Here is a 25,578-nt window from a genome sequence, read left to right as displayed (position 1 = left end):
TTTAACAACATAACAAATACTGAAGGCGCGCTGACTACTTCCTCAGTTCTTTCTGATTAGTTGAATGCATGGCACAATATTCAGGAAGACACGTGTCACCTATATAGGAGTAGTAATGTCTGATCCTCAGGGCACTCCCGCGAATGATCCGTGGGCACCCCAGTCCCCTTCTTCTCAGAATCCCTCCCAGGGTTCTGTTCCCTCAACACCTCAAGTTCCTCAGACTCCTCAGGCTCAGCAGCCTTGGGGCGCGCCTGAGCAGCCGGCACAACCACAGCAGGCTCAGCAGCCTTGGGGAGCACCTGAGCAGCCCGCACAACCACAGCAGGCTCAGCAGCCTTGGGGCGCACCCCAGCAGCCTGAACAGCCCCAGCAGGCCCAGCAGCCTTGGGGAGCACCTGAGCAGCCCGCACAGCCCCAGCAGCAGTGGGGTGCAGCACCTCAGCCCGATGCCGCGTGGCAGGGCACCCAGACTCAGGGCGGCACCGCTTGGACCGTTGCACAGCCCGGAATTATCCCCCTCCGCCCACTGACTGTTGGTGAGCTCTTCAATGGCGCCTTCCAGGCGGTTCGCGTCAACCCGCAAACCATGTTTGGCTTTGCCTTTGCGGTTATGGCGGTGGTCGGACTTGTTCAGGCCTTCTTCGCTTCGTCATCGACATCTTCACTCACGCGCGCACTTAGCTCCGGAGATACCGACGATTTGGTCTACTCGCTGGGTAGCAGCATGGGCTCCTTCGTAACTAGCGGACTTACCCTGCTCGCAACCGCGTTCCTCTCAGGCATGCTTGCACTGACGGTGTGGGATGCAGTCCTCGGACGTAAGTCTTCTCCCGCGGACGCATGGCACCGTTTCTCGCCGCGCTTCGTCCCGGTTCTTCTGGCAACCCTCCTCATCGGCATCATCGAATTCGTGGCGATCGTGGTAGTCCTGTTGGTCTTCCTGATCCCCTTCTTCCTTGTGGTTGTTAACGCTGCTTCGTCTCGTAGCTACGATTCTGCGAGTGCCAGTATTGGTGGCGCCTTGTCGATTATCTTCCTCATGATCGTTGCTCTGATCGTGATCGCCTGTTTCTTGACCGTGAAGTTCGCATTCACTTCCAGTGCAGTCGTCCTTGAGGGACTCGGCCCGGTCGATGCCATCAAGCGTTCATGGTCACTGTCGAAGGGTTCCTTCTGGCGAATCCTAGGCCGCATCTTGCTCATCGGCATTGTCACCAGTTTGATCACCGCAGTTCTGGGCGGCATCGTCGGTGCAATTCTGGGCGTTGGCGCCGCTGCAGCTGACTCAGTGGGTATGCTCGTTGCCTTCTCGGCCTTCTTGGGTGCACTGCTGTCGGCAGTTGTGATCCCGGTTCAATCATCCTTCTACACTCTGATGTACCTGGATGAGCGCATGCGCAAGGAGAACCTTGCTCCCATGATTGCTCAGGAAGCTTCTCGCGCCTGATGTTTTTCTGTGAAGCTCCGCTGACACCCGACGACGAGGAAGCTCGCGCATGGGTGTCAGCGGAGCTTTCACGTCCCGACTATCTACCCACCCAGCCTTCCGCACTATCGCGCTTCTTCAGCTGGCTTGTTCAACGCCTCGTCAGCGGCGCCAGTAAAGCCGCACCTGTCGGTTTCCCCGTTGAAGGTTTCTTTATCTTCCTCTTATTAGTGGCACTCGCTGTCATCGCAATCATCGTCATCACCCACCCGATCCGCCTGCGACGCCGCATGCGACGAACTGCTGTGTTTGACTCTGATTCCACGCTTTCGCTGCGCGATGTCATGAAGCGGATTGACGAGGCTCGCGCAAGCGGAGATCTCGATGCTACGTTGATCTGGTCCTACCGACTATTCGTACTCTACCTAGCTCGCGACGGCATCCTTCGAGATACTCCCGGTCTTACAGCGGATGAAGCCGGTCGAGCAGCTCAAAATGCTCTTCCCTTCCTCACTGACCCCATCACCTCCGCAACTTCCATCTTCGCCTCGGTACGTTACGGTGAAGGCCACGCAAGCGCAGAAGACTGCGCAGGGATGGACCAGCTCATTGCTGCCTATTCACAGAACAAGAAGCAGGCAGTGCACGCATGAAAGCAACTCAAAGCACTGTCGTTTCGCCAACTGCTCGTCAGCGTTGGACGCGAATGCGCCCGCTTGTCATCATCATCTTTTTGGGACTGTTGTTTATCATTGCAACCACCTTGGTCCCCCGCTACGAAAAAGACAGCGAAACTCTATCGCCGAATAACCCTGGGAATTTTGGCGCTCAAGCTCTTGTCCAAACGCTTCGTCACCACGGTGTTAAGGTCGTCAAGGTCAGCTCCGCACGCGAACTCATTGCACGCTCAACGCCTGAATCGACCGCTGTTATTACCTATCCTGGCTATTTACCTGACGCCACCGCGAAAGCGATCGATGAGAAAGTTCATCGAATTGTCTATCTTCTGTCTCACTACGGTTCAGATCTTGATACCCCCTCCATCGAAGTGACGACTTCAAAGACGACAAATTCGACAAAAATCCTCTCTGCAGAATGTGCTTCTGAGCCTGCGCAGAAAGCTCAAACTCTGCTCAATAACAGCGGACAGCTTGTGACCACCACCGAAGCTGGATGGACCAAGTGTTTCCCCGCAGATGACGCTTACGGCTACCTTGAAAAGAATGAGGGCGATCGTTTCCGCGCGATCATCGCTGATGGAAATATCGCATCAAATCAATGGGTTGATAGTGATGGCAATGCAGCACTTCTCATCAATGCCATGGCACAGAAACCAACCATCTACTGGTATGACGGTAGCAAAAACAACGTCCTAGCCAGCGAAAAGGTTGACGCTCTTCAACCCGAGTGGCTGATCCCAATCCTTTTGCTTATCGGCATCGGAATTACCGTCATCGGTTTTTCTCGAGGCCAACGATTGGGACGTTTGGTTCCTGAAGATCTGCCCTCTTACGTCCCTTCATCAGAGACAACGAAGGGCCGCGGACGTCTAATGGCTTCGCAGAAGCAACATGCTCACGCGGCGCGTCTCTTGCGAATCGAAGCCGTGAGGACAATCGCCAAGCGCTTGGGAATCGACCCGAAAGCACCGCGAGCCACCCTAGAACACGCACTTGCGGCGCGAGGATTGCTGACCGCGCACGTGAGTGATTTACTGTGGGGTCCAGCCCCAACGAACAACTCTGAACTGGTCGATTTGGCCGAAGCACTATCCGCGCTCACACAGGAGATTGAGTATCAATGACAAGCCCCGAACTACCGCCCCAGGGGCGTGATGCCCGTGACGCTCTGGTTTCCCTGCATTCAGAAATTGGCAAAGCAGTCGTCGGCCAAGAAGGCGCACTCACCGGCCTGATCATCGCTCTGGTAGCAGATGGACACGTCTTACTTGAAGGCGTCCCCGGCGTTGCAAAAACGCTCTTGGTTCGAACCCTTGCTCGCTGCATTGATTTGACCATGACGCGTGTCCAATTCACCCCGGACCTTATGCCCGCTGATATCACTGGTTCTTTGGTGTGGGACAACGGCAAGAGCGAATTTGAGTTCCGCCCGGGACCGATCTTCACCAATCTTCTTCTGGCAGATGAAATTAACCGAACTCCCCCCAAGACCCAATCTGCGCTCTTGGAAGCGATGGAAGAGCATCAGGTCAGCGTCGATGGGCATACCCGCCCACTGGCCTCGCCCTTCATGGTGATCGCCACCCAGAACCCTGTCGAATACGAGGGTACCTATCCCCTTCCTGAGGCCCAGCTCGACCGTTTCTTACTCAAGCTTGATCTACCTCTGCCCTCTCGCGAGGACGAATTCAATATTCTTCTTCGCCACCAAAATGGTTTTAATCCACTGGATTTGGGCAGTGCTGATCTGCACCCCGTCGCAAACGCCTCGGATATCTTGACGGCTCGCGAGCAGGCAGAACACATTGAGGTCTCCCCCGCGGTTCTGAGCTACATGGTCGATCTCATCCGCGCGACCCGCACCTCTCCCGCCGTCCGCATCGGCGTCTCTCCCCGTGGTGCAACCGCATTACTTCGCGTGTGCCGCGTCTGGGCGTTCCTTCAGGGACGTTCTTTCGTCACTCCTGATGATGTCAAGGCAATGGCCGACTCGGTTCTTGCACACCGCCTGAGCATGAAGGCGGAAGCAGAATTGGAAGGCTTAAACGCTCACTCTGTCATCGCCTCGATCCTCGAGCAGGTCCCGGTTCCTCGCTGATGGCACTGTCTTGGCGCGCGAGTATCCCCATTTTCTTGGGGGTCATTCCACTGTTTTTCTTCCCGACATGGGGTTTCATTGTCGGATGGTGTGTTCTGTGCGCATGCCTGTGGGCCTTTGACGCTTACCTTGCGCCTTCTCCCAGGCAGTTGGTCATTGAGCGCTCCATTGATACACCTATCGCAATGGATTCTCCCGGTCATTCGCGCCTTTCTCTGCGCTCGGCGCTCCCCATGCGCGTGGATGTGAGGGACGCGTGGCCCCCCTCGGCACACCCCACTCCCTATTCACATTCGTGTGAGCTCGAAACGGATGTTCCGACGGCGCTTACGACGATCTTGCACCTGGAGCGACGTGGAAGCGTTCGCGCGGACTACGTAACGATTCGCTCCTGGGGTCCTCTGCGAATGGCCGCCCGTCAGACTTCGATTGCAGCTCCGCTGACCCTGACCGCGCTTCCTCCATTCCGCGCGAAGCGTCTTCTTCCTTCTCGCCTTGCGCGTCTGCATGAGCTTGAGGGAACAACCGCCACAATTCTTCGCGGCCCGGGAACGGAATTTGATTCTTTGCGCGAGTATGTCCGCGGAGATGATCCGCGTGATATCGATTGGCGAGCCTCGGCGCGCTCAAAAGATTTGGTTGTACGCACGTGGCGACCCGAACGCGACCGTCACGTCATGATCGTTGTCGACACCGGACGTTCGGGGGCAATGCTCTTGGGCGAGGCTCAGGAAAAGGACTTGGGAGACAAGGACCTGGTCGAGTTGGGGGTTGCACCTCGTTTGGATGCTGAGATCGAGGCGGCACTCTTACTGGGGGTTCTGGCTGACCGCGCCGGAGATCAAGTTCATCTGCTTGCTCTGGACCGCAGTATTCACGAAGATCTTGCCCAGGCACGTGGGGGGAATTTGATTAGCGAGGCCGCGCAGGCTTTTTCGCGCGTCCAGCCTTCCCTTCTCCCACTGGATTGGCAGTTGGTCGTGTCCTCAGTTGAGAAGCGCATGCATCACCCGGGGCTTGTCGTCCTACTGACCGAGATCCCGCCCGCAGCTACAGACGCCGATTTTTCCGAGGCCATTGCGGCGCTCAGCAAGCGTCATCGAGTAGTTGTCGCGGGTGCACGCGACCCCGAGCTTGGTCGAATGGAACGGGATTGGAGCGACGCAGCTTCAGCCTTCACTGCCGCTGCGGCGAGTGCGACAATCCGCGACCTTGATGCTGGAGCCAATGATTCTCGCGCACTTGGCGCTTACGTCGTTGATTGTGATGCGGGCTTCTTGCCTGCACGTCTTGCAGACACGTACATTGCACTGAAGAAGGCGGGAAAGCTCTAAGGATTTCTTAGATCACAGGTGTTGCGTAACCGGCATCTTCGTCAAGATCACCGCTGGATCCCGCGCGATAAGCACGTCCACCAGCCACGAAGGTGTAGATCCACACGCTTGCAGTCAGTGTCACACCGCAGGTGATCTTTAGCCACAGTGGAAGATCAGATGGAGTGACAAAACCTTCGATGGCTCCGCACAAGAACAGCAAGATCACCATTCCCAAACCAACAGTGATCATCGAACGCCCTGCCTCGCCGAGCGCTTGGCCTCTAGTCTTTCGTCCAGGGACAAGCCACGCCCAGAAGAGGCGCAAGCCCGCTGCGGTTGAGATCCAAATTGCCGTCAATTCTGGGATGCCGTGGGGAAGGATAAAACTGAAAAAGTGTGCAGGGCCGGCATAGTGAATGACGATCGCAGCGGAAATTCCTAGATTTTGAGCATTCCCCCACAAAGCCAAAATCGGATAGAATCCTGTGATTCCACCTGCAACGACACGCAAGGCAATAAATGCATTATTAGTCCACACATAGGACATAAAAGAGGCATTAGTGTCTTGACTGTAGTAGCTGGAAAATTGCGTTGTCGCGTAGTTCTTCAGCTGTTCCGGACTTCCCAGCATTGAGAGAGCAGCGGGGTCACGCAAGATCCACCACGTCTGCAGCGCTGTCATCGCGATGAAAATGAGCATGATCGCAATCGTGACATAGCGGATCCGATACAGGGCCGCGGGGAGATCATGACGGAACCAACGCGAAATCGCCCACAGGCTCGCTCCAGACGTTCCCGTCAATCGAGCTCTTGCGTGCAAGAGTTCACCAGAGAGATAGGAAATGACATCTTGATCCGGGCTTTGCGAACGTACTTTCGCAAGATCAGCGGTGACCTGCCGATAAAGCACCGAAAGCTCATCAATTTCCGGTCCCGTCAATCGACGCGAATGCGCCAATTGATGAAAACGATTCCAATGGCGCATATGTGAAGCTTTTAGTGCGTCGATATCCATACAAGATATAGTGTCATACATGAGCGAGCTTCCTGTAAACGTCCAACGAATTTCTGATGAATCTTTCATCAGCGGTGAGGGCGTCAAACTCGATCTCAAACCCGCTTCTCCTTTTATCAGGGCCGCTGCTTTTCTCATAGACCTGACCCTGTATGTTGGAGCTTTTTTGGTTCTCTTTTTCAGTCTTGTTGCTGTCACCTTTGATCAAGGCCTTCCACAAACCTTGGCGAGGGCAATATTCGTTATCATTATTTTCTTGTCTTTAGTAGTCCTTCCCTTTGCCATTGAGGTCTTGACCCATGGTTATTCCCTCGGTAAGTGGGCCTTTAACCTAAAAGTTGTGCGTCGGGATGGCGGGATTATCACCGCGCGTCACTCCTTCGTCCGCGCAATGACTGCAATGGTGGAAACCTACATGTTCTTAGGCCTGTTGTCTTTCATGGCAACGGTCTTCTCGCCGCGAGCAACACGCCTAGGGGACGTCGCAGCAGGGACCATGGTTATTCAGGTTCCCGAGCCCGTCTTCTATCCACCATTGGTTATGCCCCCCGATTGTGCACAGTGGGCCTCTCACGCGCAAGTTCTTCCGATCCCGGATGAACTGCACTTTGAGTGTATGAATTTTCTGCACAATAATCGCCAGATTCTTGACCAGCTACGTCTGTCAATCGCAATGTCCTTAGCGGGACGAGTTTCCGCTTTTGTTTCACCCAAACCGCCAACAAACATTCACCCCGAGCGTTTCCTCGCAGCGGTTCTTGTCGTTCTGCGCGACCGGGAGTACGCGAAGGAACTCAAGCGACAAGACATCCTTGAAACTCGCCGGCAACAGGTGGAAGCCGTCCCCTTCGAGGTCTAGTACACGCGCGCAGCCATCTTATTCGTGATCGGAAGAAGGCTCCTCGGTGATCAATTTAAACTGAGCCCGGCGACGAGCCCACGGCGAATGTGGATCGAGGGGGCTTGAGGATTCGGCCTCGTCAGAGCTAGCAGGTTGAGCGAAGGGGCCAAGCTCAGCGTGCGCCGAGGCCGTAGCGGCCGTTTTCGCGACAGATGCAGGCTGAGCAGGAGTCTTGGTTTCCGCAGCGTCAGCGCCTTGTGAGCGGTTTCGGGTGTGTGCGGCAGCTTGGCGAACAGCATCGACAAGAGCCATAAGGTCATCCCCCGATGGAGGTGCCGGTTCGAAGGTCGTCTGAAGGCGTACGATCTGCCACCCACGTGGGACGGTCAAACTATTTGCATGGTGCTCACACAGGTCGTAGGCATTGGGGTCTGCAGCCGCTGAAAGCGAACCGACAACAGCAGTCGAATCCGAATAATCGTAGGTGAGTGTAGCTACAGCAGGCTTCGAGCAGCCGGGCTTAGAGCAGTGTCGAACCGAGATCACCGCTCTACAATACGGCATTTTCTATTCCTATTGCGTGCCCTTCGTCGGCAGGTCCTCAGCTTGAGCGCAGAGCTGAGCGATACTCTTATGTGTATGGCTCTCCCATCAGCTTTTCCACGCGCCAATGACCGCCATGGCCGCACCCCGCGCTATGTGCGTCTTTTCCCTGGGCTTCCCGCGTGGAAAACGCGTCGGGAAACATTTGATTCGACCGTTGCCCTTGTGATTAGCGAACTCACCGAGCGCTGGCCTGAGGTTGCGACAATCGAGTTTGCAACCGAGGACGTTCCTCCCTCAGATCCAGCTCCTTGGGAAGACCACGGGGTAGTTTTAGCCCGTGTCTTTCCCGCGGACCGACGTAAGGGGCTGGGAGACCGTATTGTCCTTTACCGACTTCCCATTACCATGCGGATTCCTCCGGCAGACCTCTACTCGGCATTGCGCGCGCTCATTGCCGAGCGCATCTCGCATATCCTTTACATTTCACCAGAGGAACTTGATTCCCTCTCCTAGCGTTATCACCGACCGCTCTTCACTCCTGCAGAAGGCAAGAAAAGAGGCTAGGCAGGCCTTGTGCATGGCAAGAGCCTTTAGCATGTCACGCTTTGAGCATGAGGGCGCTCTTTGGCAAGCTAGTGAACGGTGATCGATGTCGATGCCTGCTCGACATCATCCGCGCTCAGCGGCCATACGGCACGGAGCACACCACTGGGAGTTTTTGCTTCCACCTCAATCGCAATCGCAACATCACTGGGAGACTCTAGGCTAGTGTCCTGCGAGGGAAGATCCAGCATCGCCATCTTCCCAGCTTCCAGGGTTATCTGTTCATTTCCCAGTTGGAGCTGGACACCGCTTTGAGAGTGCACAGAGGTGAGCAACAGATGGGAAGAAATCTCATTGACTCCACTGCCGCTCTCTTGCGCAGTCCCGCGTAGAATCGTCGAGCTCAAGCGCGAGCGAACCAGCGCTTCCACTGTTGATGCAGAAGGTAGTTGAGCGTGAACTAACCCCTGAGCGGAGCTCATACCCGCGCGCATCCCCCAGTGCTGTCCTCCGGGATATTCTTCCTGCTCGGTATTCGTCACAACCTGGGCCACAAGCGGACGATCGGCATGAACACGCAGGGTATAGCGTTCATCGGTAATTCCGTTGAGCGGAACATCAACGACCGTTCCTGCGCTCACGTCCAATTCTCCCCCCGGCACATTAAAGGTGCCAGCATCACTGGTGTAGCTCAAGGCAACGTGAGTATCGGCCTCGTCAGCTGTTCCCGAAGGAGGAACAAGAATGCGTAAGCTACTGGTCCCCTGCTTTGAAAGCCCAAGGAAAAGCTGGTCTTCCCTTGGCTTTGTTCCACTCACACTTGTCACGCCCTTAGGTACTTCCCCCTGCATTGCGGAGCTTTGTACCCACGTTGCCACTCCTTGACCATCGGCGTGGATATGTACGGCCAGAGCGCTCTCTTCGGGGAAGAGTCCCCCTGCTAGGACAGATTGAGTGGAACGAGCCGGAATAGTCATTTGGTGCGGTTTGGCATCAATGGGACCGTTTGCTCCGTATCCCTCAAGGGTCACCACAGAAGGAGAGGAATTGGGATTTGCAAAGGTCACCACCAAGTCTTCGCCGCTGGTACTTGATCCCAGAACACTCCACTGGTCATTTGACGGCAATTGGCATGACGTCATACTCAGACCGCGAAGCTCTCCCCCACCTTGGCCCATCACTCCAAGAGTTGTGGGAAGGGTGTGCGCAGAGGTATTCGCACGGAGGATCGTCCATTCTCCACTGGTCTCACGTTCCCCAGCGGAATTCCACACTGAAGCCACAGATACACCTCCATCAAGGTGGAATGGGTCGACAATCCCTGCCGGACAGGCATAGTTAAGGGTTTCTGGACGCGCGTGGACGACCTGGGGCGCAGGAAGTGAGGGTTCAGGGAAGACCCTGCCTATTCCCCACGAGGCAGCGCCTAGGAGTAGTAGCGAGGCAGGGATGGCGCCAATAGTGAGCATGCGTTTTCTATTCACCATCGTCTACAACGTCCCTCCGCCCTCGAAGAAGCCCACAAAGCATCACCGCGGCGGCAAGTGCGCACGCAGCTTTCCACGCCAGAACCCAGTTCGAGCGGAAGTTCACTGCGAGCTCACCTTCGGATGGAACCGAAAACGCCGTTCCCCACTGATTCGTTGCTTCAACTTGCTCCAGCCGCTGCCCATTGAGAGTCGCAACCCAATGCGAGTTCTGTCGTTCAGCAAGGCGAAGGACCCCCGGGCCTGACACGTGTGCCCGCGCACCGACAACACCGCTTGGGAGCTCTTCACACCGGGAATCGGCCGATTCTGAAGCAAGGCAGAGGCGCGCGGGTTTACGCCCATCTGGACGCACTCTCCATGCGCTCCCGGCCTCGGTTTCACCGATCTTCTCAATACCGGGCGCACGGTCCAGTGTCTGTGTAACAGAAGACGCTGCGGGCCCCTGGGAGTGCACAATGATCGTATCGACAGCGTGAAGCGCTAAACGCTGGGAGGCAGAATCGTCAGGGAAAGATACCAAGGTTGCGATTGTTTCCCCCAATTCGCTCCGCGCGGGATCGCTGGTGTTGTTCATCCTGTCGTGGAGAGCCACCCACGAGGCCACGCTGGAATGCTCATTCCATTGCGGGCCTACGCCGCGCCAGATTCTGGCATCGAGATCGCCATCGGCGCCAACGTTGAGCACAAGAACCCGAGCCTGTCGCGAAGAATTCTGTGCATAGCGGGAAACGAGAGGCACCTGTTCGTTGGTCGAGCGCGCGCTCCACTGCACTGAGGGAAACACCTCAACCCAAGGGGATACCGCCATTAAAAGGAGCGGGATCAGTCCAACACAGGCAACAAGTTTCCATCCTATGCGGGCAGCTTTTCCTTCCTTTTCGATGCCTTTGACGCAAAGCAATAAAGCGCAGATCAGGGCTAAAGCCTGAACGCTGAGCAGCGGTCCACCCCAAGCAAACAGCGGGCTATTTGCAGAATCAACAGGAACGTAAGACAGGGCTAATGCTCCAATACCGCTCACAAGCGCGATGCCCATGAGCGCCGGAAGAGAAGCCGGGAAGAAAGAAGAACCTCGGGAATGAAGAAGAAAACGCCCGACGCTCAGCAGGGTTACCAGCCAGAGGCTCAGGACAAGGAGCGCACAGATGCTAAGCCACGCCGCGGAAGAATTTGCGGGTATCCCCCAAGCTCCCAAGCCAAAGGGGGCACGCTCATAGGAAGCTGCGGCCTCGGCGGGTGCAAGAAGTGCAGGCCAAGCACGCCATGCAATTGCATCAACGAAGAACGGCAGACACAGAAGCAGGCCGGGAAGAGTTGCTGTGGCGCGGCTGAGACTGCGCGAGAAAAGCACAAGTGCGCAAACCCCAAGCAGCGGGTAAGCGGCGGTGATAATCAGCCCAACAATTGCTGCGCACGTCCACCGGCGACGCAAGATGACATGTTGATCACGTGGAAGAGAAAGGAGCAGGGCCACCCACAGGGGTAAAAATACGTGCACGGCAAGTGAGGCCAGTCTTCCGCTGGTCATTGCGAAAAGTGCACTGGGAAGGCAGGCCCACAGACACATCAAGGCCACTCGCAGCGAGCGCGATGATGTCAGGCGCATGCTGAGGACGTCCATATTCCACGCTGCCCACGCTGGGCTGAGGACGAGGAAGACGTAGAGTAGAACCGTTGGCGCGATACCTAGAAGCGCAAGTGGAGCGCTCAACACGCTCAGAAGCTGGACAAGAGGGTCCACCGCGTGTGCCGAGCCGTCACCAGAAGGTAGCCAGCCGGACCACGCATAGATCCACAGATCAGAGAAGCGGTCGGGAAGGTTGAGCCAGGCTCCCCCATTAATCGATCCCAGATCAGAACGGTAGATCCACAAAGAGAGCAAGAAGAGCGCAAGCGTCGTGACAACGCGAGGCGTCAGGTCGTTGCTCCGACGTTCAAGAAGCGAATCTTTCCACGAGGTCTGTTCCTCAATAACGTGAGCGCTACGGTGCGTTCGGCGAATACGAGAAGCATCGAAGCGTCCAGTGAGCAGCGGGCGTAGTGAGGAACGCGGCTGGCTGGCAGAGCGCGCATGACGCGCCCGTGCAGCCAGAATATGTGGGATATGAGCAAAGAGCCCGAGCCAGGCAAAGAAACGAGCATAGGCTGCGCGCGGGCGAGCGCTGAGCAGCAGGGCAAGGCAGCTCAGGGGAATCCAGAGCAGCGAAGCCAGAGCCTGAACAATGAGCAGCAGCGGGTTTGAAATGAGAGTCGCGAAATAGAACTCACTAGAACGTCGAGCTCGTAGCGCTGAGGCACGCCGTAGGTTTTGCGGCGAGGAGACCTGCAGGTGAGTGAGATGGGCATTGGGGGCCGCAACAACGCGGTGGCCTGCTCGGTGAATCCTCCAGCACAGCTCAAGTCCTTCGTTGTACGGACCGAGCGCTCGATCGAAACCACCGACCTGGTTAAAGACGGAGGAAGCTACCAGAAGACCTGCACTACCACCGGCAAGAACATCAGTGACACCGTCGTACTGTCCCTGGTCGATTTCTCCATCCAGAACAAGCGGAACTCGCCTTCCGGAGGCTGTTGCATGGATTCCAACTTCTGCAAGAGTCCCATCGGCGCGGAAAACCTTTGGAGTGACAGCAGCAATGGATGCCCCCGCCTCGGCAGCTGCAAGCTGCTCCTCCAGACAGGTATCTGCCGGAAGACAATCATCATGGAGGATCCACAGCCAATCGCTTGCAGTCATTACCTGCGAGGCAGCGTGATCTTTGGTGGCTTTCGCGAGGGCATCGCTGATGTTGCGTGCACGTCCAACTGAGATCAGCAGTGCATTGTCAGGGAGGTCTTCAGCGACGACGACCTGTCCCGAGGCCAAGGGAGAGGTTCGAGGGGCACGCACATCGCAGACGATCAAGTGATCGACTACGCGACTCTGCGCAGCTAGTGCGTCTAGAAGCGAACGCAGCTCGGGGGTCATTCCCCGAGCGACGACAATGGCTGCGACTGTCCCCCGCGAGAAGGGGATGCCCCGAGCCATTAGATGGCCGAGCGGCGCAGTCGACGACGTTCGCGCTCTGACAGGCCACCCCAAATTCCGAAGCGTTCATCATTCGCCAATGCGTATTCAAGGCATTGCTGGCGAACCTCGCAAGATTGGCACACGGCCTTTGCTTCGCGAGTCGAACCTCCCTTTTCAGGGAAGAAGGCTTCGGGGTCGGTCTGAGCGCACAGTGCGTGCTGCTGCCAGGCTAGGGGACCGTCAGAGAAGGGAAGAGCTTCAACATCGGCGTCAGACCACTCAATAGGGCCGTCACCCAGAATGTTCCACACGATAGTATCCCCTCTGCGTGATGAGATGTAACAAAAAGGTCAATACGAGAATTACACGCGTGTCGTTTCCACCTGTCAAGCGGATTAAGGATAAAGGGAATGCGTGCGAAGGCGTTCAAAACAGTGCACGAATTGACACTTTATGCAAGTCCAAAAGCGCAGAAATCCGCGCTTTCCGCGGAATTCCAAGGAAACCTGAACACAAAGCTGGATGCTTGCTGTGAATATTGGGCAAAAACAGCACATTTACGACCTTTCCGCTACCCTTTTTCTATGCAAGCCATCTCACATTTTCTCTCGACAACTCAGCGGGCAAATCATCCAATTTTGACCCACTATCACAGTTTTCGAGATGAGATTTCGGGCCCCGTCGCCTCTCGCTGGGTCTCAAAAATGGCAAATTTACTTGCTTCTGACTTCAGTAACGACCTGTTCGGAAATGCTGACACCCCCTCTAGCATTCTAATTGAGCTACCTGCGGGCTGGCAGGCAACATTTTGGCAGGTCAGCGGGGATTTGATGGGCTGGGAAACCCAAAACACCCTTTTTTCCCAGCATTTATCCAGTAACGCTTTCAGCTTCGATGTGCACGTAAGTAACGAGCTCGTGGCCCTTGAAGCAAGCACTGCGCCGTGGCGTCTGGCCCATTCAACCGCTCCCCTGGCTATGCGTTGGAGAGGCCCTTTACCCTCTGGGATCCTAGATGCACTGTCCGAGCTCATGGCTCAAAGCGATCAATTCGAGTACGAGGCACTCGACACAGCTCCTTCCATGAAGGATTACCAAGCGCAGATCAACTCTAAGGAAGAGGCTCTTCTCAACGAGGCCTCGGCACAGGGACAACCCACGCGCTTGGGTCTCTACTGCGAAAGTTTCCCGAGCGCTCCCCTGCTTGCGCGTCTATGGATGGATGGACACAGCGTCGTAATTGTCGACAAGTCCCACTACACCGTCGAAAAGGCGCAGGAAATTTTCGCCAGCGAAAAAGTCGACCTTGCTGTGGATTAGAAACTCAAAGCCCCGCGCTCAAGGGACTGCTCAACTTCCCGTTAGAGGCGCGGGTGAAAACCCTATTACTTCTTCAGGTGGAAGATCTCTGTTCCTGCTCGATTAATCTTTGCGCCATCGCCGGTTTCGATATCCCAGCACACCATCGCTTCGCTTGTGCTGGCACACACGTCATTGCCTGCGTAAACGGCCTCCCCATAAGGAAGAGTGCGCTGACGTTCTCCGGGGTAATCAGGAAGCGGACCGTCGCGCCGAGCGGAAATATAAGGGATTTCCTTGTCTCGGGAAACACCCGCAAAAAGAATATTGTCTTTCGCAATCGGCTGCGAACCCGGGAAAAACTCCTGTTCACCGTAGGGTTTGTCCACGCGATAGGAGTCAACCATGCACAGCTGCAAGATGTCGTTGGCAAACCAACAGTGGATGTTTCCAGAGGGTGAATTGACCCAGATTCCTTTGGAATCCGCCGTATCCTCCAGGCGGGTTGCGCCCTGAGGAATTGAGCCAAGTGTTGGGGTCACTCCCCCATCCGCAGCCTTTGCCGTGGCGCTTTGCGTCGAGCTTGTGGCCGCGGAGTTTGGGGAAGCCTCGCTCTGCACGCTCCCCTGCGCTCCACTTTCGCTTGCCGAGGCCGAGGCAGAGTTCGGTGCATTCCCGTCCCCTGTGTGCGCGGTGCAGGAAGTCAGGGTAAGGCTGAACAAAGCGATGAGTGCGGCGGCAGACAGATTGTTGATGAGATGACGCATGGCAGAACCTCCAACAACATTGTTTGGGATGCGTTGGAAGGAAGTATATCTACTTCTTGCGGGTAAAAATGAACCTATATCCCAAGTAGTTACACACTGCTCCAGTGCCCATGGCAACGATCTTTGCTGCTGGCTTGAGGAGGGACAGTGAAACTCCCAACCCGAGTGCGGGAATACCATGAACAATCGCCCAGATGATGGCAGATTGAAGGACCATTCCCGTGAAGAGCGTTAATCCCGCAAAAGAGAAGAACGAGGCCCAGGAAAAACCTTTTGCTTGGAAGACGAAGTGCTGGTTAATCCAGTAGCTCACGCACACAGTGATGATCGTTGAGGTGATATTCGAGGGGACCACCGGCAGATCGAAGCCCACCGAGAGCAGCGAGAAGAGTGAAAAGTCCAGAAGCGAGGTTCCAACACCCACCAAGAGGTAACGGTAGAAGGAACCCGCTTCAAGAAGACGCTTCCACGCCTTTTGAAAGACGTTCATTGATGCGCTATCGCCTATCAGTTCGGGAGCACCGAGGAGTAGCGCAGGTAGGCCAAGCGCATCGCTTCGCGGCGAGTCTTCAAGTTACCGGATTGAAGCAGTCCGACCATGAAGGACAAGACGCCGACGATCACCAGCGAGGATGCCAGTACAGCGCTGGGGAGCCTCGGAACATTACCGACCTGGATGAAATGCCAGATAACCGGGGCTCCGAAGCACAGGGCTAGGAGCATGAAGATTGCAGAGAAGATCCCGTAGAACGCCATGGGACGCTCGTGCGCAACCAAACGGCCAATCAGCCCGAGAATACGGAAACCATCGTGGAAGGTACGCAGCTTGGATTCTGAGCCAGCGGGGCGATCCTTAAAGCCGACACCGTACTCAGCCTGAGGAACGCGCAGTGCCATTGAGTGCACCGTGAGTTCGGTTTCGATCTCGAACTCACGAGAAAGCGCCGGGAAGGACTTCACGAAACGGCGAGAGAAAACACGGTAGCCGGAGAGCATGTCCGTAACGGTGTCACCGAAGAGGAATCCAACCAGGGAGTTAAACATCTTATTGCCCTGAGCGTGGCCGGGGCGGTATGCAGAGTTGTCCTTGTCGTCAACGCGGCAGCCCAGTACGTGATCGAGGTTTTCACGTACCAAAAGGTCGATCATTTCAGGTGCAGCAGAAGCATCGTAGGTATCGTCGCCGTCGATCATCACGTAAACGTCGGCATCGATGTCTGCGAATGCGCGACGCACAACATTGCCCTTGCCCTTACGAGTTTCCTTGCGGACGATTGCACCGGCTGCTGCTGCAACTTCAGCGGTGCGATCCGAAGAGTTGTTGTCGTACACGTAGACTTCAATTCCGGGAACTGCATTCTTCAGGTCCGTGACAACTGTGCCAACTGCGGCTTCTTCGTTGTAGCACGGGACGATTGCTGCGATACGCACCTTGAATTCCTTTTCTCCGACATCGGGGGGTTGCAGGCAGAGCCTGCACTCATGCGTATAGCCTAGCGAAGATCACTGCAATTTAGCGAGACAGCACCCCCGGCAAGTCTATTTTTGTTTCGAATCGAAATCTTCGCAGTTGCCGCCGATGACAGCTTCAAAAGAAATGCGCATGAGATAAACGTGGTGGGTGAGAAGAAACTCCTCACCCACCATGTTATTGCTCAGGACTGCAGCCTGCGCTACGGGTTACTTCAAACCGAAGGTCTTTTCCCATGCCTGAACTGAGACAAGTTCAGGAAGAGCTTCCCGGTACTCGCGGCTCAGCGAAGCCCAACGGCGAATAAGTTCCGCGTGGAGCGCGATACTCTCAGCCAAGGCACGACGGTAGTGCTTGGCATCGCGCTGGTAGCGCCATGCACCGGAGCCTTCCGCGTTCGACACCAAAGCAGAGTTGAGGTTTGCAAGCCTCCACCAACGAGCATCCGTGCTGGAGAGAACATCCTCAACACGGTCCTCACGGTGTTCACCTTCAGGCAAGAACTGCTTGGTGATACCAGCGATTGCCTTTGACATGAACTGGGCGCGTGAATCAGGCTTGGTGCCGACCGGAGCGGGCTTCTTACGGTGCACCGCTGGGAAGTCTGCGGCCTCAGTCATCAGGCGGGCGTCAGTGTATTCCTTCGCCTTTGCGCGCGCCTCTGCAGCTCGGGTGTGCATCGAAGGGTGCAGATGGCCAGGGCCAAGCAAAACGTCCTTAAGCCCCTGGCGGCGCAGATCGGCGCTGTAGTACTGCAGAGAGAGCAACGCGCGCACGTCCGAGGCCAGCGAGGTCTTCGGGAAGGATGCACCGCGCGGGTAGGGAGAGTGCAGAAGCGCCGCAACCCAACGGTTGCGCTGGTGGAAGTAAGCCTGCCAGTCCAGACCGTCGTCCTTCTCGGTCCACGGCACGTGCCACACAGCAGCGCCGGGAAGAGAGACCGTCGGGAATCCGTGTTCTGCTGCGCGCAGACCGTATTCGGAGTCGTCCCACTTGATGAAGAAGGGCAGGGACAGACCGATCTCAGCAACAACAGGCTTGGGGATCAAGCACATCCACCAACCGTTGTAGGCAACATCAATGCGGCGGTTCAAGCGAGGATCATTGCGGATCGTGCGCTGAGCCAAATCAACTGTTGCAAGTTCAGGGTTGACAGCTCCCCACCAGAACTTGTGAGCATCGATCGTTTCACCCATCGAGTGCAAAATGGTGCGTTCATTCGCATTGAACATATGGCCGCCAACAATGGTTGGCTTCAAAGTGTGCTCTGCGAATGCAAGCGCGCGAAGTAGGCCTTCAGGCTCGATCACAGCATCATCATCAAGTAGCAGGACGTAGTCCGAATCGGGGTTCTTGAGCATCTCGTACATGCCGCGAGAGAAGCCACCGGAACCACCCAGGTTCGCCTGTTCGATGACGCGGAGCTTGCTTCCCAGTTCTTCTTGAAGACGCGGGTAACGCTCGCAGTCCTTCACGTTCTTATTGCCCTGATCGACAATGAGAATCTCGGCAATGTGATCAAGCACCTCAGGTTCTGCTTGGAAGCGCTCAGCTTGAGTCAAGCAGTCCTCGGGAAGGTTGTAGGTGGTGATACCCACGGTCACATTGGCATGACGGTCACCTTCGCGCGTAGGTACCGACCAAGTTCCCCATTCGAGCTCAACGTCTTCCTTGAGGGCAGTGATTTCGGGCCAGATCCAGCCACCATCACCAAAACGGTTCAGCGGGATATCGAAGCTCAGTTCACCAGATCCTGCGCGCGTTGCAACAGGGGTGAAGGTACCACGTGCTGAGGAACGCATGACCTCAACAACCGCCCTCTTTGAGAGCTTCAGAGTTAGACGGATGTTACGAACATCTGTCCAACGCTGCCAATAAGAAGCAGGGAAAGCGTTGAAGTAAGTCGCAAGCGAGAGACGCTCACGTGCCGGGATCAGAAGGGAGGTACGAGTCGCATCCACTCCACGCGGCATCTCAAACTGCCGAAGTGTGAGTACGTTCTGATCTCCCTGAGAAGCACTGAGTGCCGCACTTGAGGGAGCAACGCCCCAGTCGACGTAGAGCGGCCATAACGAGGTGTCACTCTCTCCGGGGAACACAACGCGTTGAACGGGAGTCCATTGCTGTTCGGTTGCAGTTCCTTCAGCAACCGCTTCGGTTTTCGCTTTCACGCGACACTCCTTCATTGTGTGCATTTATGGGCAAAGTCTATGACAGAAAAGCCAATAAAATCTATGTCAAACCGCGGGCGCCTTGTTGACGTTTAGCCAAGTCCGCAAGCCGTAATCTTGTAAAGGCTGTATGGTCCGCGCTCCAGAACACGCTCAAAACCGGGTGTTTCCGGGGTTATGTTTCGAATGCCTTTCCAAGGCGAGTGCTCATCGAAGACCTGTCGATGACGCTCAAGAACAATCACATAGCGGATATTCTCCCGTTGGATCACGGGACAAATTTCTTGCGGGTCTTCGGAAACCTTGTAGAAGTCATCGATGATGACATGAGCATCCGGCTTCATCTGACCTATCCAATTCCCCGGCATGGAAGTGAAGACAACTGGCAATCCGCTGGTTGCGTATCCAAACATCGATCCATCAAAGGGATCATTAGCGACTTTTCCTTCAGTTCCGGTGATCTGGCGTGCCTCGTCCATGAAGGCGATTTCATCGGAATAGGTGTAGTGGCTTGCTCGGTCTTCAGCGGCATCTTTCATCAGAGCAATACGCCACCTCATGTTCCCACCCGTCAAAGTAACTGCAGCGATAACAACAAGAACAACAGCGAAAGCGCCGCCGCGCAGTAAGGCCGCCGGCCGTAGTGAAGCCTTCTGATTTGCGAATAGTTTGTCATAGCACCAAGCGAGTGCAAGCGCCATCAACGGAACCGCAAGGATTGACATCGCACCGGCGGGGCGATAAGAGTCGTGATACCAAAAACCCGTCGCCATATTCCGGAAATCGCCTTCAAAACCAGCGCAAAGAACGTACAAGAACGCGATAAAAGCGTAGGAAATAACCAACCATGCGCGCCGGTACTTCACTGCAAGCACAACGCCAATCGCAACGCACAATGCAAGTAAGAGCTGTCCGTTATAGCGAACAGAGGTATTCGTCGAAAGAATAATTACTGACAAGAAAGCCCGAAGAGGGCTCTCGAAAGAATCCCAACGCCAAGTAACCGTCCGCTGCATAAAAGGTGCTTTATATAGGCCATACCAAGCGGCCGCTGCAAGTAGCACCAAAAGTACAGAAACAGTAGTCGCCTTGAGAAGGCTCCCGCTTCTGCGATGTGTCTGATCAAAAGCAAGGGCAATCAGATACGGGAAGAGAATTACTGCGAGCGTGAAGACTGAGTTCGGCTGCGCCAACGCGATAGAGGCAAAACCACCAATAGCAATCAGAATCAGTCCGCACAGTTCAGCTCCTCTAACTGCGCGAGAAACAATGCCTCGAAGAAGCGCAACGAATGCTGCCAGATACGCCGGTGCAAGCGCATAGGAGAAGAAATTCGAATACAGCACACCGAAGGCAAGCAGTCCCCAAGGATATGCAGCAAAGAGCGAGGATGCGAACAGTGCAAACACTGGGGCCGGCTTGAACTTTTCACCAAAGAGAACATCCGTCAAAACGGCTGCAGATAGTGGCCACACACTCAGAAGAATCACCAAGCAAGACGCGTTAATCGCAACCGTCATGGGGGTTCCCAAGCCCGAAATAACCATAGATACCCAGCCGTGCCATAAAGCGGGATAGAAGTGCGAACCGACAGTCCCGTCAACTGCTGCGCTATGAAGTGAGGATCCATCTCCGCTCTCGATCAGCCAACGGATCACCGACATATGGAAGGGGGTATCGTAAGTTGAGAAGAAAGCCTGGGGAGAGCGCACAGAACGAACGAAAACTCCGATTGCGATCACTGCATTAACGATTAGTGCACCGAGCAGAGCAATGGCGCGCGAACCCGCCCAGCCCGAGAAAAGCCTCTTATAGTTCTCAACCCAATCCCTAGGCCTCGAACCACACAACCACATGATCCCCGCAACCACGATAAACACACCGATTTCGCACCACAGGACAAACTTGAGGCTCCAGTGTCCTGGAATAACTCCGCTCGCGAGTGATGCGAAGCCCAAGATCGCTGCTCCCGTCACGGGTGCAAAGCCGACCGTATAGAGACGTTTACGCAGGAAAAGAGCGTTAACCGCAATTCCGGGGACGTACAGGATCGCAGCCAGCACAAGCGCCGGAACGATCACCGAGAGCCATGCCATTTTCTCTCCTGATCTACGTGAAAAGCGTGTTACAAGGAACGCAGTCGATCGACTGCTTCTTGCGCTGTGCCGTCAACAAGAAGCTCGCCGTGATGCAGCAGCACTCCCCTATTGCACAGGCGCGCAATCAGGTCAAGGTCGTGGCTGACAATCACCAGCGATGTTCCCTGTTCTTGCATCTCATGGATGCGGTCAAGACACTTGCGTTGGAAGGGTTCATCACCCACAGCCAAAATCTCATCGACAAGGAATATATCCGGGCTGGTGTGCACTGCGACGGCGAAAGCCAAACGCAAGAACATACCCGAGGAATAGAACTTCACCTCAGTATCGATAAACTTCTCAATTTCCGAAAAAGCGACAATATCGTCAAAAGCAGCTTCAATCTGCTCTTTACTCATGCCTAGAATTGCGCCGTTCAGAAAGACGTTCTCCCGACCCGTCAGGTCCGGGTGGAAGCCTGCGCCGACTTCAATGAGGCCAGCCATGCGGCCGCGGTATCCCACTGAGCCTTCATCCGGCGTGATGACACCGGAAATGAGCTTGAGCATGGTCGACTTACCTGAACCGTTGAAGCCGACCAAGCCGATCGAGTCCCCCTGCTCAACAGTGAAACTCACGTGGTCAAGGGCTCGGAAGTGATTGACCAATTGGTTGCGGCGTCCCGTTAGGCTCCAGACCAAACGGTCTTTCAAAGTGTGCGTATTACGCAGTGCGAATTCTTTGACAACATCATCAACGCGAATAACTTCAGTCATCACAGCTCCTGGGCGAACTTGGGATCCATGCGCCTGAAAGAGACTTCGCCAAAGATGACGGCGCCAAGAGAAATCAGAAGGGCAATTCCCGTCCAGAGTCCCAGATTGGGGAGGTAAGGATTCGCAGCAGTATCGACCAGCGTCGGCTGCCAGAAACCGTAGTGGAAAAGCTCAACCGCAATGGTCAGCGGATTGGCCTGGTACACCAACCACAACCAGTGCCAGCCGTGAGCGTCCAAGACATCGCGCACGCTATACCACGTGTACAAAACGGGAGACACCCACGTAGCCATCATCAAGATCAGGTCAACGAAGTTCTCTGAATCTCGGTAGAACACGTTGAGCGCACCAGAGAAAAGACCAATCCCCAGTGCAAACATTGACACGATGAGGAAGGCCGCAAGGATTGCCAAAACTCCCCACAGAGTCGGATGCCAGCCGAAAAGAAGTGCACCGACGAAAAGAACAGCGACCTGCGGGAGGAAATGAACAAGGGCGACCCACATTGCCGACATCGGGAACAGCTCGCGGGGAAGATAGATCTTTTTCACCAGTGGAGCGTTGCCGACAACAGATCGGGTTGCGTTGCCAAAAACTTCCGAGAAATAGTTCATGAGAACCACGCCGGAGAACATGTAAATGACATAGTTCTCCACGGCGCGGTTCATCTTCATGAAAACGCCAAGCGCGAAGTAGAAGACCAAAAATTGGGTCAACGGCTTCGCGTAGCTCCACAGCATTCCAAAGATCGAGCCGCGATAGCGAGCTCGCAGTTCCTTATGAACGATGAGGCTTGTCAGGTAGGGCTGACGGAAAACCTCGATCAGTCCCGATGACTTGCCCGGGGTTTGGAATTGCTGCGATGCGATGTTACTCAACGAGTGGTCCCATCCTCGAACAGGGGGGCAAGCTCGTTATCGAGCATCGTCAGTGCCGAAGCGATGGCCATGTGCATATCCAGGTACTTGTATGTACCAAGGCGGCCACCGAAGAAGACACGGTCTTCATTCTTCATGAGTTCACGGTACTGCTCGAGGCGCTCGCGATCCTGTGCGGTGTTCACCGGGTAGTAGGGCTCGTCGCCGTGATCAGCAAAGCGAGAGAACTCGCGGAAAATCACGGTCTTCTTGTCCTGGTAGTCACGCTCGGGGTGGAAGTGACGGAATTCGATGATTCGCGTGAAGGGAACATCGATATCGCCGTAGTTCATGACGGAGCAACCCTGGTAGTCACCGGTGTTGACAACTTCCTTTTCGAAGTCGACGGTACGCCAGGACAGGTCACCAGCTGAGTAGTCGAAGTAACGATCAACCGGGCCGGTGTAGACAACCGGAACCTTGCCGACGACCGCGGCCTTGTTCAGCGGGTTCTCGGGATCGAAGAAGTCGGTATCCAAGTAGACATCGATGAGGTCCGAGGCCACCATGCGCTCCATCCACGCGGTGTAGCCATCGACCGGCAGACCTTCGTACTTATCGTTGAAGTAGCGCGAATCGTAGTTGTAGCGCACAGGAAGACGCGAAATGATCGAGGCGGGAAGATCCTTGGGATCGGTCTGCCACTGCTTGGCGGTGTAGTTCTTGAAGAAGGCCTCGAAGAGAGGACGACCAACCAAGGAAACACCCTTGGACTCGAAGTCGGTGATCTCTTGGCCGTCAACTTCTGCTGCCTGCTGGGCAATGAGCGCACGGGCCTCGTCTGGTCCGTAAGCGGCGGAGAAGAACTGATTGATGGTTCCCAGGTTCACGGGCATCGGGTAGACAACACCGTCGACGGTGGTCCATACGCGGTGAACGTAAGAGGTAAAGGAAGTGAAACGATTGACGTACTCCCACACGCGCTCATTGGAGGTGTGGAAGAGGTGTGCACCGTACTTATGAACTTCGATACCGGTTTCCGGATCAATCTCAGAGTAGGCATTGCCACCAAGGTGCGAGCGACGCTCAACGATTGCAACACGGAGGCCCCAGCGGGATGCGGCCTGTTCAGCAATTGTCAGGCCGAAAAGGCCAGATCCGACGACAACGAGGTCATAGTTCACGGTCGAACTCCTTTCAATCCCAGTCAGTATAAGCGAAAGAACTGGACAGATCGCGTCATTGGTCCTTCGACACGAACCAGCGAAGTTTTCCAACCCCTCGATAGAGAGTTTGTCGAAGTTGCGTAGGAATCAACCGATAGGCCCCACGGATGGCTAGGTTTCGTGAGTATTGAGCCTTGGAAACGATTCCTTCACTGAGGAAAAGGTTCTGAAGACGCATCTCTGAGCGCAGCATCTGCACCCCGCCGCGCCTCTTATATGCGCCGGATCCCACGCGATAGCGAACAAGAACCTCTGGCACATTCGCGCATGGAACTCCCGCTGCAACCATCCGCGCAAAAAGTAAGTAGTCCTCCATTAGCTGAAGGTGCTCATATCCCCCAACTGCTTCAACTGCGCTCTTGCGGTATACAACTGAAGGATGTGCGAAGGGGGAACGATAGGAAATGACCCGGCGGATCTCTTCTTCGCTTGCCGGCATATTACGGACCATCCCGCCCTCGGCCTCGTCGTCACTAAATTCTTGAATCGCTGAGCCCAGCAAGCCCAAGCCGGCCTCGACAAGGGGAACTTGGACTGCGAAACGACGCGGAAGCGAAATGTCGTCAGCATCGACGCGCGCAACGATTTCATATGAACAATGTGCCAGGCCAATATTCAAGGCATTCGCCAGTCCCATATTGCGCTTGAGTCGGACGACCCTGACATCAGTGTTTCCCAAAATTTCGGTTTCTTCCCCTCGCGCAGCCCGGTGAAGAAATTCCGAAATATCTTCGGGGATGGGACCATCGCACACAACAACCAACTGGCGTGGGCGCAACTCCTGTTCGCGCGTCGCACTGGAAACTGCACGGAAGAAGAACTCCGGCTGATCTCCTGCATAGACAGGGAGCAGAACCGAAAAGTTTGCGAACGTCATCGAGGCTCCCCCTTAGAGCAGCCACGCGTCTCAGGGCTGGATGATGAGCAGCCACAGTCGCAGCCGCAGGAACGGTGTCCTTGTTCAAGAGCAGCCACTTCGTCAGCCACCTCGGTGAGATGCAGGATTTCACTGGAGCGCAACGGCGGCCGCCAGGCATCACGAAGCCCCTCACGCAGGTATCCGAGCGCGGCTTCGCGGTCAGCCGAGGCGGCAATCATCTTTGCCCAGCGAAGCGCAGTGGCAGCCCCAAAAGCACAGCGATCAAAAAGACCAAAGCCGGAAGAAGTTCCAAGCGCCCAGACTTTGTTACGAACTTCGTTGTAGAAACGCGGGCCGGGGTCGGCAGTGGAGTTTCCGAAGGTCTTCGTCCGGTGCTCGACACGTGCGCCATCCACGTAAAGTCCCACTCTTCCCTTGAGAAGGCGCGCAGTGTATTCAAAGTCGTCATTCCACAAGAAGTAGGCCGCTTCGGGCAGTCCCTCTTCTTCAATCGCACGCGCATCGATCATGATCGCAACGAAGGAGGCCGTGCGAATCTGACGCGCTCCAACAGCTGCCGCGTGTTCGCGAAGCTCACGCGAGATCAAGAAGCGTTCGCGAGGTGCATTCATCGGGTGCTCGCGTCCGTCAATCCAATCGGCTCGACACGCCAAAACGGCCGGAGTCCCGGGATATTCCTCGCGGGTTTGCACAAGCACTTCAAGCGCAGTTGGGGTCGGGATCGTATCGTCATCCATAATCCACACAAGGTCTGCACCCAAAGTCATTGCCCTAGCAATTCCGGCAGCAAAACCACCAGCGCCACCATAGTTTTGCGGAAGCGTCACAACATTAGTGACGACAGGATGCGAAGCTATGAGCTGAGGAGTTTCATCGCTGGAAGCATTGTCGACAACGACAACCCCATCCAATGGCCGGGTCTGCGAGGCAAGGCCGTCCAAGGTTTCACGCAAGAGCTGGGCTCGGTTCCATGCAACGACGACGGCGATGACGGTTGGATTGCTCATGGGATAAGCCTACGGGCAAATGTGAGGTATATGCCAAGTAATGCACATAAATTCTGAATAATATTCGGATAGGGTGATT

23 protein-coding genes are annotated in these 25,578 nt (G+C 55.5%); 8 read left to right on the top strand and 15 right to left on the bottom strand.

All coding sequences use genetic code 11. The features are described from left to right. The first annotated feature begins 115 nt into the window (after nt 1-115). The 5 genes from RW023_RS00740 to RW023_RS00720 are packed head-to-tail and all read left to right on the top strand — an operon-like array spanning nt 116 to nt 5,541. Entirely contained in the window at nt 116-1,450 is a 1,335-nt protein-coding gene (locus RW023_RS00740; RefSeq protein ID WP_315579424.1) for a glycerophosphoryl diester phosphodiesterase membrane domain-containing protein, read from the top strand. Beyond that, a complete protein-coding gene (locus RW023_RS00735; RefSeq protein WP_315579423.1) occupies nt 1,450-2,082 on the top strand; it encodes a DUF4129 domain-containing protein in 633 nt (210 codons plus the stop codon). The genes RW023_RS00740 and RW023_RS00735 overlap by 1 nt, the downstream gene beginning before the upstream one ends. Continuing rightward, nucleotides 2,079-3,233: a DUF4350 domain-containing protein gene (locus RW023_RS00730; protein WP_315579422.1), complete on the top strand. Its 1,155-nt coding sequence runs from the start codon at nt 2,079-2,081 to the stop codon at nt 3,231-3,233. The genes RW023_RS00735 and RW023_RS00730 overlap by 4 nt, the downstream gene beginning before the upstream one ends. Next, nucleotides 3,230-4,207, top strand: a complete 978-nt coding sequence (locus RW023_RS00725) for a MoxR family ATPase (RefSeq protein WP_315579421.1) — start codon at nt 3,230-3,232, stop codon at nt 4,205-4,207. Before RW023_RS00730 ends, RW023_RS00725 begins: the two co-directional genes overlap by 4 nt. After that, nucleotides 4,207-5,541, top strand: a complete 1,335-nt coding sequence (locus RW023_RS00720) for a DUF58 domain-containing protein (RefSeq protein WP_315579420.1) — start codon at nt 4,207-4,209, stop codon at nt 5,539-5,541. Before RW023_RS00725 ends, RW023_RS00720 begins: the two co-directional genes overlap by 1 nt. A gap of 7 nt (nt 5,542-5,548) precedes the next feature. On the opposite strand, the gene RW023_RS00715 is transcribed toward RW023_RS00720, so the two are convergent. After that, nucleotides 5,549-6,508 (bottom strand): stage II sporulation protein M, encoded by a 960-nt coding sequence (locus tag RW023_RS00715; protein ID WP_315579419.1) that lies wholly within the window; start codon nt 6,506-6,508, stop codon nt 5,549-5,551. Nucleotides 6,509-6,557: 49 nt separating this feature from the next. On the opposite strand from RW023_RS00715, the gene RW023_RS00710 reads away from it, so the two are divergent. After that, a complete protein-coding gene (locus RW023_RS00710) occupies nt 6,558-7,397 on the top strand; it encodes an RDD family protein (protein WP_315579418.1) in 840 nt (279 codons plus the stop codon). Between the two features lie 18 nt (nt 7,398-7,415). On the opposite strand, the gene RW023_RS00705 is transcribed toward RW023_RS00710, so the two are convergent. Beyond that, the gene (locus RW023_RS00705) at nt 7,416-7,943 is read right to left on the bottom strand and encodes a DUF3499 domain-containing protein (protein WP_315579417.1); all 528 of its coding nucleotides are present in this window, start codon (nt 7,941-7,943) and stop codon (nt 7,416-7,418) included. Nucleotides 7,944-7,985: 42 nt separating this feature from the next. On the opposite strand from RW023_RS00705, the gene RW023_RS00700 reads away from it, so the two are divergent. Then, the gene (locus RW023_RS00700; RefSeq protein ID WP_315579416.1) at nt 7,986-8,438 is read left to right on the top strand and encodes a metallopeptidase family protein; all 453 of its coding nucleotides are present in this window, start codon (nt 7,986-7,988) and stop codon (nt 8,436-8,438) included. A gap of 119 nt (nt 8,439-8,557) precedes the next feature. Here RW023_RS00700 and RW023_RS00695 read toward each other — a convergent pair whose 3' ends face one another. From RW023_RS00695 to RW023_RS00685, 3 genes are read right to left on the bottom strand one after another with little or no spacing between them, the layout of a single operon-like run. Then, complete coding sequence (locus RW023_RS00695) at nt 8,558-9,937, bottom strand: DUF5719 family protein (protein ID WP_315579415.1); 1,380 nt, start codon at nt 9,935-9,937, stop codon at nt 8,558-8,560. A gap of 7 nt (nt 9,938-9,944) precedes the next feature. Next, the gene (locus RW023_RS00690) at nt 9,945-12,986 is read right to left on the bottom strand and encodes a glycosyltransferase (RefSeq protein WP_315579414.1); all 3,042 of its coding nucleotides are present in this window, start codon (nt 12,984-12,986) and stop codon (nt 9,945-9,947) included. Beyond that, nucleotides 12,986-13,279, bottom strand: coding sequence for a WhiB family transcriptional regulator (locus RW023_RS00685; RefSeq protein WP_009409184.1), 294 nt, complete (start codon nt 13,277-13,279; stop codon nt 12,986-12,988). Before RW023_RS00685 ends, RW023_RS00690 begins: the two co-directional genes overlap by 1 nt. Nucleotides 13,280-13,378: 99 nt before the next feature. On the opposite strand from RW023_RS00685, the gene RW023_RS00680 reads away from it, so the two are divergent. Continuing rightward, nucleotides 13,379-14,287 (top strand): hypothetical protein, encoded by a 909-nt coding sequence (locus RW023_RS00680; RefSeq protein WP_315579413.1) that lies wholly within the window; start codon nt 13,379-13,381, stop codon nt 14,285-14,287. Between the two features lie 65 nt (nt 14,288-14,352). Here RW023_RS00680 and RW023_RS00675 read toward each other — a convergent pair whose 3' ends face one another. The 10 genes from RW023_RS00675 to RW023_RS00630 all read right to left on the bottom strand — a co-directional run bounded on the left by RW023_RS00675 (nt 14,353) and on the right by RW023_RS00630 (nt 25,499). After that, complete coding sequence (locus tag RW023_RS00675) at nt 14,353-15,033, bottom strand: hypothetical protein (RefSeq protein ID WP_315579412.1); 681 nt, start codon at nt 15,031-15,033, stop codon at nt 14,353-14,355. 49 nt (nt 15,034-15,082) lie between these two features. Further along, nucleotides 15,083-15,523: a GtrA family protein gene (locus tag RW023_RS00670; RefSeq protein WP_315579411.1), complete on the bottom strand. Its 441-nt coding sequence runs from the start codon at nt 15,521-15,523 to the stop codon at nt 15,083-15,085. Between the two features lie 17 nt (nt 15,524-15,540). Continuing rightward, complete coding sequence (locus RW023_RS00665; RefSeq protein ID WP_315579410.1) at nt 15,541-16,464, bottom strand: glycosyltransferase; 924 nt, start codon at nt 16,462-16,464, stop codon at nt 15,541-15,543. Nucleotides 16,465-16,713: 249 nt separating this feature from the next. Continuing rightward, nucleotides 16,714-18,675 carry a glycosyltransferase gene (locus tag RW023_RS00660; protein ID WP_315579409.1) on the bottom strand — a complete coding sequence of 654 codons (1,962 nt, stop codon included), beginning with the start codon at nt 18,673-18,675 and terminating at the stop codon, nt 16,714-16,716. Nucleotides 18,676-18,767: 92 nt separating this feature from the next. Continuing rightward, on the bottom strand, nt 18,768-20,771 hold the full coding sequence (locus tag RW023_RS00655) for a DUF6541 family protein (RefSeq protein WP_315579408.1): 2,004 nt from the start codon (nt 20,769-20,771) through the stop codon (nt 18,768-18,770). A 29-nt stretch (nt 20,772-20,800) separates the two neighbouring features. Continuing rightward, on the bottom strand, nt 20,801-21,529 hold the full coding sequence (locus RW023_RS00650; RefSeq protein WP_315579407.1) for an ABC transporter ATP-binding protein: 729 nt from the start codon (nt 21,527-21,529) through the stop codon (nt 20,801-20,803). Further along, complete coding sequence (locus RW023_RS00645; RefSeq protein ID WP_315579406.1) at nt 21,529-22,407, bottom strand: ABC transporter permease; 879 nt, start codon at nt 22,405-22,407, stop codon at nt 21,529-21,531. Before RW023_RS00645 ends, RW023_RS00650 begins: the two co-directional genes overlap by 1 nt. Continuing rightward, complete coding sequence (gene glf, locus RW023_RS00640) at nt 22,404-23,570, bottom strand: UDP-galactopyranose mutase (RefSeq protein ID WP_315579405.1); 1,167 nt, start codon at nt 23,568-23,570, stop codon at nt 22,404-22,406. The genes RW023_RS00645 and glf overlap by 4 nt, the downstream gene beginning before the upstream one ends. A 55-nt stretch (nt 23,571-23,625) precedes the next feature. After that, a complete protein-coding gene (locus tag RW023_RS00635; protein ID WP_315579404.1) occupies nt 23,626-24,489 on the bottom strand; it encodes a glycosyltransferase in 864 nt (287 codons plus the stop codon). Then, nucleotides 24,486-25,499 carry a glycosyltransferase gene (locus RW023_RS00630; protein ID WP_315579403.1) on the bottom strand — a complete coding sequence of 338 codons (1,014 nt, stop codon included), beginning with the start codon at nt 25,497-25,499 and terminating at the stop codon, nt 24,486-24,488. The genes RW023_RS00635 and RW023_RS00630 overlap by 4 nt, the downstream gene beginning before the upstream one ends. Nucleotides 25,500-25,578: the final 79 nt, after the last annotated feature.

This window comes from uncultured Actinomyces sp. (assembly GCF_963542285.1).
Taxonomy (GTDB): domain Bacteria; phylum Actinomycetota; class Actinomycetes; order Actinomycetales; family Actinomycetaceae; genus Pauljensenia.
Note: the sequence above shows the minus strand (reverse complement) of the source record. Positions and strands in the feature narration are given on the sequence as shown.